The sequence below is a fragment of the Ginsengibacter sp. genome (genome assembly GCF_057362405.1).
In genome coordinates, this window is record NZ_JBMQQG010000247.1 from 1 (window position 1) to 7,445 (window position 7,445).

Genomic DNA, 7,445 nt, shown 5'->3' on the forward strand with positions numbered 1-7,445 from the left:
ATTTCCAAAAATGGAAACGAGTTCACTATTGTTCCTATCCTGGAAATCTTTCCAGGTAAAATCATTATCCTTTGTTTCCGGTGCGTTGGCGCATAAAACATACCGCATCACATCCTGTTGACCCGGAAAGTCTTTCAGGTATTCATCAACCCAAACTGCCCAGTTGCGGCTGGTAGAAACTTTCTGACCTTCAATATTCAAAAATTCATTCGCAGGAACGTTGTCCGGTAACACAAAATCACCATGTGCTTTTAACATTGCCGGAAAAATGATACAATGAAAAACGATGTTATCCTTTCCAATAAAATGCACCAATTTGGTATCTTCTTTACACCAGTAATCTTCCCAGTTCTCAGTTAATTCTTTTGTTGCCGAAATATATCCTATGGGTGCATCAAACCAAACATACAATACTTTACCACCTCCGCCTTTGGGTGCAGGCGGACTTGGGACTTTAACTCCCCAATTGCTGTCACGTGTCATCGCCCGTGGCTGCAGACCCTTGTCCAGCCAGCTTTTACACTGCCCGTACACATTATTTTTCCACTCTTTGTGATCTTCGAGTATGTATTCACGTAAGAAAGCCTCATAATTTTGTAAAGGAAAATACCAGTGGGTTGTTTTCTTCTTTACCGGTACCGCATCGCTTAGTGTGCTCTTTGGATTAATTAATTGCTCCGGGCTGAGTGAAGATCCGCAATTTTCACACTGATCGCCGTAAGCATGTGGATGACCACATACGGGACAGGTCCCGGTAATATACCTGTCTGCTAAAAATGTCTGCCTTTCTTCATCGTAAAATTGTTCGGTTTCCCTTTCTTCAAACAAACCCTTTTCATACAGATTAGTAAAAAAGTCTGAAGCAGTTTTGTGATGAACAGCGTTTGATGTTCGTGAATAGATATCAAACGAAATCCCCATTTCTGCAAAGCTATTTTTAATGATATTGTGATACTTATCTACCACCTGTTGCGGCGTAATATTTTCCTTCATGGCCCTGATGGTAATGGGCACGCCGTGTTCATCAGATCCGCTAACGAATTTTACGTCTAGTTTTTTTGCTCGTAAATAACGGACATAGATATCCGCAGGAAGATAACAGCCAGCCAGATGCCCGATGTGATTCGGGCCATTAGCATAGGGCAATGCCGCCGTTATTAGGTATCGCTTAAATTCATTCATAATCCTGTAACCGCTGTTTCAAAATATTTTGCGGATTGCAAAAATACCGCAAAGCAGGCAATGCCCAAATAAACAAAAACTTCCTGCGAAATGCAGGAAGTTGTATTTGCTCTGATCGCTCAATGATATTATTTACCTTTTAACTCATTAATTTCAACCTGTGGAGCTAAGGCTTTGTGTACTTTTTCAACTACAATATCTTTTTGTAAGTTGAAGTCCCCGGTTAAACGTATATCTGCCGACGAAGCGCCCACTTTAATTGTGTAATTCCCCGCATCGGCAATCCAGGCTTCTTTGCTCGTATAAAAAGAGGCAAGATCTGCTGCACTAATTTTGAATGTTAGTGTTTGTGATTCTCCCGGCTTAAGCAAGTGTGTTTTTGCAAATGCCTTCAGTTCTTCAGCCGGCTTATCAATATTTTTTGAAGGTGCACTTAGATATAGTTCCGCAACTTCTTTACCAGGAAACTTTCCGCTATTAGTAATGGTAAGTTTGACGATTATATTTTTATTAAAAGTAGATGAACTCAGTTTTAGATTGCTATAAGTAAAATTTGAATATGATAAACCATAGCCAAATTCATAAGCTGGTTTTACATGGTAGGTGTTGTAATAACGATAGCCAACATAAATGCCATCTTCGTAAGTAACCTCTGCGGGTATCAATGGCCCCATCATTCCGGTAATTGCTTTATCAGGAAACTTTTTGCCAGGAAAGCTTTTCGCAGAAGGAACATCATTGTAACTTGCTGGGAAAGTTATGGCAAGTTTACCCGATGGATTCACTTTGTCGGTTAATACATCGGCCATTGCATTACCGCCTTCAAGTCCCGGCTGCCACGCAAGTAGAATGGCGTCTGCATTGTCTCTCCAACTTGCCGTTTCAATAACACCACCAATATTTAAAACAATAATTACTTTTTTATTTTGTTTGTGAAAAGCATCAGACACATTTTTAATCAACGTTCGTTCTGTATCTGATAAATCAAAATCATCATCTACTTTTCTATCTCTGCCTTCTCCCGCATTTCTGCCTATGGTGATGATCGCAATATCAGAAGCGGCAGCTTGTTTTGTTATGAAATCATTATCCAATGCGTATTCAGGCATTGGACCCCTGGGATGCATAAATTGTTCAAAAATAGTCTGCGGAGGGTTTTTTGATTTATAATCATTTAGATAATTTGTATAGATGCTTTTGGTATCTGCATTTAAAGCAAGACCTGCGTTGTTTAAACCCTGGGCCAGTGAAATTGTATAGGCCTTATTCACATCTCCGCTACCGGTGCCACCGGCAATAAGTTCATAGCTATGATCTCCAAACAATGAAATGGTTTTTACGGATTTTAATGGCAGCGCATTGTCATTATTTTTTAATAGAACCATCCCCTCTGTTGCTGTCTTGCGTGAAATCTGAGCATCCTTCACCAGGTTTGGTTTGTCAGAATATTTATAATTCTTATAACTTGGTGATTGCATGAGTACGGCCAGGATGCCGGCAATATTTTCATCCAATACCTTCTCATCAAGTGAGCCGTCTTTTACAGCATCCACTATTGCTTTTTTTTGAGCCGGAGTGCCCGGCATCAATAGATTGTTACCAGCCTTTAATTGCGCAGGCGCATCTTTCCTTGCGAACCAATCTGTCATTACATAGCCCTTGAATCCCCATTCTTTTCTTAATATGGTGGTTAGTAAATCATAGCTTTCAGATGTGTAGGTTCCATTGAGTAAATTATAAGAACTCATAACTGTCCATGGATTTGACTTTTTTACAGCAATTTCAAAATTCTTCAGGTATATTTCCCTTAATGCTCTTTCACTCACAATTGTGTTTACCATCATGCGATCTGTTTCCTGGTTATTAGCGACAAAATGTTTTATCGAAACACCAACACCATTGCTTTGTATTCCATTAACAAGTGCTGCGGCAATATTGCCGGAGATAACCGGGTCTTCGGAATAGTATTCAAAATTTCTGCCACCTAAAGGGTTGCGCTGGATGTTCATTCCCGGACCCAGTATCACATCCAATCCGTAATCACGTACTTCACTTCCAAAAGCTACGCCCATTCTCCTCGCAAGCGCAGTGTCCCATGACGACGCCAGCAACGTAGCAACCGGCCAGGCAGTAGCATAATAAGTTTTGGAACTATCTCCGTTACGAATAGGATCAATCCTTACACCTGCAGGGCCATCTGACACAACCATCGCAGGAATACCTAAGCGTGGGATAGCAAAAGTCGTTCCCGCTGCGCCCGCCACTTTATCTTTAGTCATACCAATATTCGGTCCTTCTGTTGCTTTACTACCGGGCATGCTAAAGCCGGTGCCAACAACCATATTGACTTTCTCTTCCAAAGTCATTTTATTAATAAGGTCTTTTATTTTAGTTGACGTTGTGGTTTGTGCTGAAAGACTACTGAGAATAGCCATAGTGAGCAAATACGTAATTGTTTTTTTCATTTGAAATAGAATATTTTATTTTTTCATTGCGTTATTATGACGCAATGTAAATTTTATTTTCGAATTTTAATCTTTTTATTTTATATGCCCGCTACTAGCTATTTTTATGCATGAGTTTGAAAGAAGAAATAAGAGAGCATTATTTTCACGGCCACGAAGTTTATCTCAGGCACATCTCAATTGATTGTGTAATCTTTGGGTTTCACAATAATGAATTGAAAGTATTATTGCTTAAAGCCAGCTATGCCGGCAAGTGGGCATTGCCCGGTGGGTTTATTCTTAAAGATGAACATATGGATGAGTCAGCTGAACGAATCCTGAAAATGCGGACAGGCCTTGATAAGATATATATGCACCAGTTTTACGTGTTTGGCGATCCAGGAAGATCTACCAAAAAGATTAACCAACAGTTCTTAAAAAACGTGGGTATTAGTGCTGAAAAAAGCTGGATGTTTGAAAGATTTATTTCCATTGGATATACTGCATTAGTTGATTTCACAAAAGTTGTTCCTGTTCCAGATAATATTTCTGATGCATGTGAATGGTTTTCTGTTTCCGAAATTCCTGAATTGATACTTGATCACAAAAACATATTTAACAAAGCCCTCGAAGATTTGAGATTGGAGCTTAATTTTCGACCAGTAGGTTATAATCTTTTGACAAAAAAGTTTACAATGCCCGAATTGCAAAAGTTGTACGAAACAATTTTGAACCGAAAATTAGACAGGCGGAACTTTCAGCGCAAAATTGAATCAACAGGCATCTTAAAAAGATTGAATGAGACAAAAAAAGGGGTAGCACATAAAGCACCGTTTTATTATAAATTTGAATTGTCAAAATATGAAAAGGCGCTCAAAGCAGGGTTGGGCTTCGATCTGTAAGTTTCAAAATTAATCGTACTATTTTCATGAACCGTAAAAACTTTCTTTCATCTGTTATTCCTTTAGCAGCATCTGTTTCTGCAATAGGCAAAGGAAATATTGATCTCAAAAAAAGCTCTTCAATTTTCGACGATGATAATTTTCAAAAGGTTCCTCCCTATCTAAAACGCGGAGACGTTATAGGAATTACCTGCCCTTCCGGTTATATCACTAACGAAGAGGTTCACCCCGCTGTGAATAAAATGAAGGAATGGGGATTTGAAGTCCGAATAGGCGATACCGTTGGAACAAGAGATTTCACATTTGCCGGCAGTGATGAACAGAGGACCGCAGACTTTCAAAAGATGATTGATGACGATTCTGTAAAAGCTGTTATGTTGGGACGAGGGGGCTACGGTGCTGTCAGAATTATCGACGCAATCGATTTTAAAAAGTTTTCCAAACATCCAAAGTGGATAATTGGCTTTAGCGACGCCACGGTTTTTCATTCTCACATTAATAAAAATTTTGGAATTGCAACGATACATTCTAAAATGTGCAACAGCTTTTCCTCGGAGCAGGAAACTACTACTAAGGAGCAATTGGATTCTATAGAATCCATTAGGAAATGTTTAGTCGGCGAAACGATGCAATATGCTGCTTTGCCAAACAGTTTTAATAAGCCGGGCGTTGCAGCAGGTGTGTTGGTTGGTGGCAATGTGTCTATCCTGGAAAATCTTGCGGCATCAAAATCTGACATAGATACCGATGGTAAAATATTGTTTATTGAAGAAGTAGAAGAATATTTGTATAACATCGACAGGATGCTCTGGAATTTAAAGCGAAGTGGAAAGTTGAGCAAGTTGAAAGCGCTCATTGCCGGCGGCTTCAATAAAATTAAGCCGGATGATCCGGGAGAAGATTTTGGCGAAACAGTTTATGAAATAATTCTGGAAAAGGTGAAAGAATATGATTATCCCGTATGTTTCGATTTTCCTGTAGGTCATCAAAAAGAAAATTATGGATTGAAGTGTGGTGTTGTACATCAATTATACGTTTCAGATAATTCGGTGACCCTTATCGAAGTATAAGTTTAAATTGCCTGATAATTTAATTGATGTTAAGTCAATCATTATAACAATACAACAATTCGTCAATATGACGATTTCAATATGAAGTAATTCAATTAAAGAGAAACCCGTGATCACAATTCCCCCTTATTTAAAGCCCGGTGATACAATAGGAATGTTATGCCCTTCCGGATATATGCCTTATGAAAATGCGGTTACGGCTATTGAAACGTTAACAGAATGGGGCTTTCGCATATTGTCTGGAAAGACGCTGGGTCACCAGTTTAATTATTTTTCCGGTACTGATGAAGAAAGACTGATTGATTTGCAGCAAATGATGGATGACGAAAACATCAAAGCTATTTTTTGCGCAAGAGGCGGTTATGGAATGGGAAGAATTATTGATAAACTGAGTTTTAAAGAATTCAAAAAAAGTCCTAAATGGATTATTGGTTACAGTGATATAACCGTTATGCAAACTCACCTTTTTTCAAAGTACAAAATTGCATCGCTTCATGCTCCAATGGCTGCCGCATTTAATGATGGTGAAAACAGAAATCAATACATTGAGAGTTTGCATGATGCGCTAATTGGGCGAAAGGGGAGCTATGCGGCCTCCGGAAATGACCTTAATAAAAAAGGGAAAGTATCTGGTATTTTGGTTGGTGGAAATTTATCACTCCTTGCGCATCTCATTGGGACTTCGTCGGAAATAAAAACAAAAAATAAAATTTTATTTATTGAAGATGTTGGTGAATACATATATAATGTAGACAGAATGATGTACCAGTTAAAGCGAAGCGGAAAGCTTAATAATCTTAAAGGCCTGATAGTGGGAAAGTTTACGGATAATAAAGACACTTCTATACCTTTTGGCCAGTCAGTAAATGAAGTAATAAGAGATGTGATAAAGGAATTTGATTATCCTGTTTGTTATAATTTTCCGGTAAGTCATGACAAAGAAAATTATGCGTTGAAGATTGGCGTCGAATATAAATTATCAGTATCGTCAACGATGGCTGTGCTAAAAGAAATATAGAATTAATATTTGCCGCATGAACTTTACAATTATCCGATTTCTCAAAACAACCTTCATTCGTTTAAGGCTACACGTTTTATTTTCCTGGGCAACCGGCTTATGGCAGCAGCAGGTGTGGATGACGAGACTATCAAAGTGGGCGAGTGATAATAAGAAAGTTCCATTTAATGATTTTCCGTGCAAATGGGATTACAACAAGCGCTACGATCTTTATAAATATATTTTCCAAAACGAGATTTTAAGCCTTGATATTAATTACCTGGAATTTGGTGTAGCCGACGGTTATTCATTCAATTGGTGGATGACGGAAAACACGCATCCTGCCTCCTGTTTCTATGGCTTTGATACTTTTACGGGTCTGCCGGAAGATTTTGGCCCCTATAAAAAAGGCACTTTTGCTAACAGTAATAACATGCCTACGGTAAAGGATAGCCGCGGAAAATTTTACCAGGGATTATTTCAGCAAACGCTGCCTGGATTTCTAAAAACTTTTGACAATAGTAAGAAGAATGTTATAATGCTGGATGCAGATTTATACACTGCTACACTCTTCGTATTAACCAGCCTGGCGCCGTTTTTAAAGAAAGATGATATTATCTTATTCGATGAATTTGTAGTGCCTACTCACGAATTTATGGCTTATCACCAGTTTATTAATTCCTATTACTTTAACCTCGAATTGTTGGGCGCTGCCAATAATTATTATTTCGTTGCTTTTAAAGTGAAATAAGACCTAAAGAGATAATATTGAATCGAGCTTTTCATGAAATAATGAAAAGTCGTTAAGATTATTATGCGAGCCTTTATCAATTGTAATAAATTCATCTCC

At 38.4% G+C, this 7,445-nt stretch carries 6 protein-coding genes; 4 read left to right on the top strand and 2 right to left on the bottom strand.

The window, feature by feature from the left end; translation table 11 throughout:
* Together metG and ACO1O5_RS21225 are read right to left on the bottom strand one after the other, a co-directional pair.
* On the bottom strand, positions 1-1,182 hold a 1,182-nt coding region (gene metG, locus ACO1O5_RS21220), incomplete at its 3' end, for a methionine--tRNA ligase (protein WP_486273856.1).
* Between the two features lie 128 nt (positions 1,183-1,310).
* Positions 1,311-3,647, bottom strand: coding sequence for a glycoside hydrolase family 3 C-terminal domain-containing protein (locus tag ACO1O5_RS21225; RefSeq protein ID WP_486273858.1), 2,337 nt, complete (start codon positions 3,645-3,647; stop codon positions 1,311-1,313).
* A 110-nt stretch (positions 3,648-3,757) separates the two neighbouring features.
* On the opposite strand from ACO1O5_RS21225, the gene ACO1O5_RS21230 reads away from it, so the two are divergent.
* The 4 genes from ACO1O5_RS21230 (at position 3,758) to ACO1O5_RS21245 (ending at position 7,346) form a co-directional block, all read left to right on the top strand.
* Complete coding sequence (locus ACO1O5_RS21230; protein WP_486273860.1) at positions 3,758-4,528, top strand: NUDIX hydrolase; 771 nt, start codon at positions 3,758-3,760, stop codon at positions 4,526-4,528.
* Between the two features lie 26 nt (positions 4,529-4,554).
* Positions 4,555-5,598, top strand: a complete 1,044-nt coding sequence (locus ACO1O5_RS21235; RefSeq protein ID WP_486273862.1) for a S66 peptidase family protein — start codon at positions 4,555-4,557, stop codon at positions 5,596-5,598.
* Between the two features lie 109 nt (positions 5,599-5,707).
* On the top strand, positions 5,708-6,616 hold the full coding sequence (locus tag ACO1O5_RS21240) for a S66 peptidase family protein (RefSeq protein ID WP_486273863.1): 909 nt from the start codon (positions 5,708-5,710) through the stop codon (positions 6,614-6,616).
* 16 nt (positions 6,617-6,632) lie between these two features.
* The gene (locus ACO1O5_RS21245; protein ID WP_486273865.1) at positions 6,633-7,346 is read left to right on the top strand and encodes a class I SAM-dependent methyltransferase; all 714 of its coding nucleotides are present in this window, start codon (positions 6,633-6,635) and stop codon (positions 7,344-7,346) included.
* Positions 7,347-7,445 lie beyond the last annotated feature (99 nt).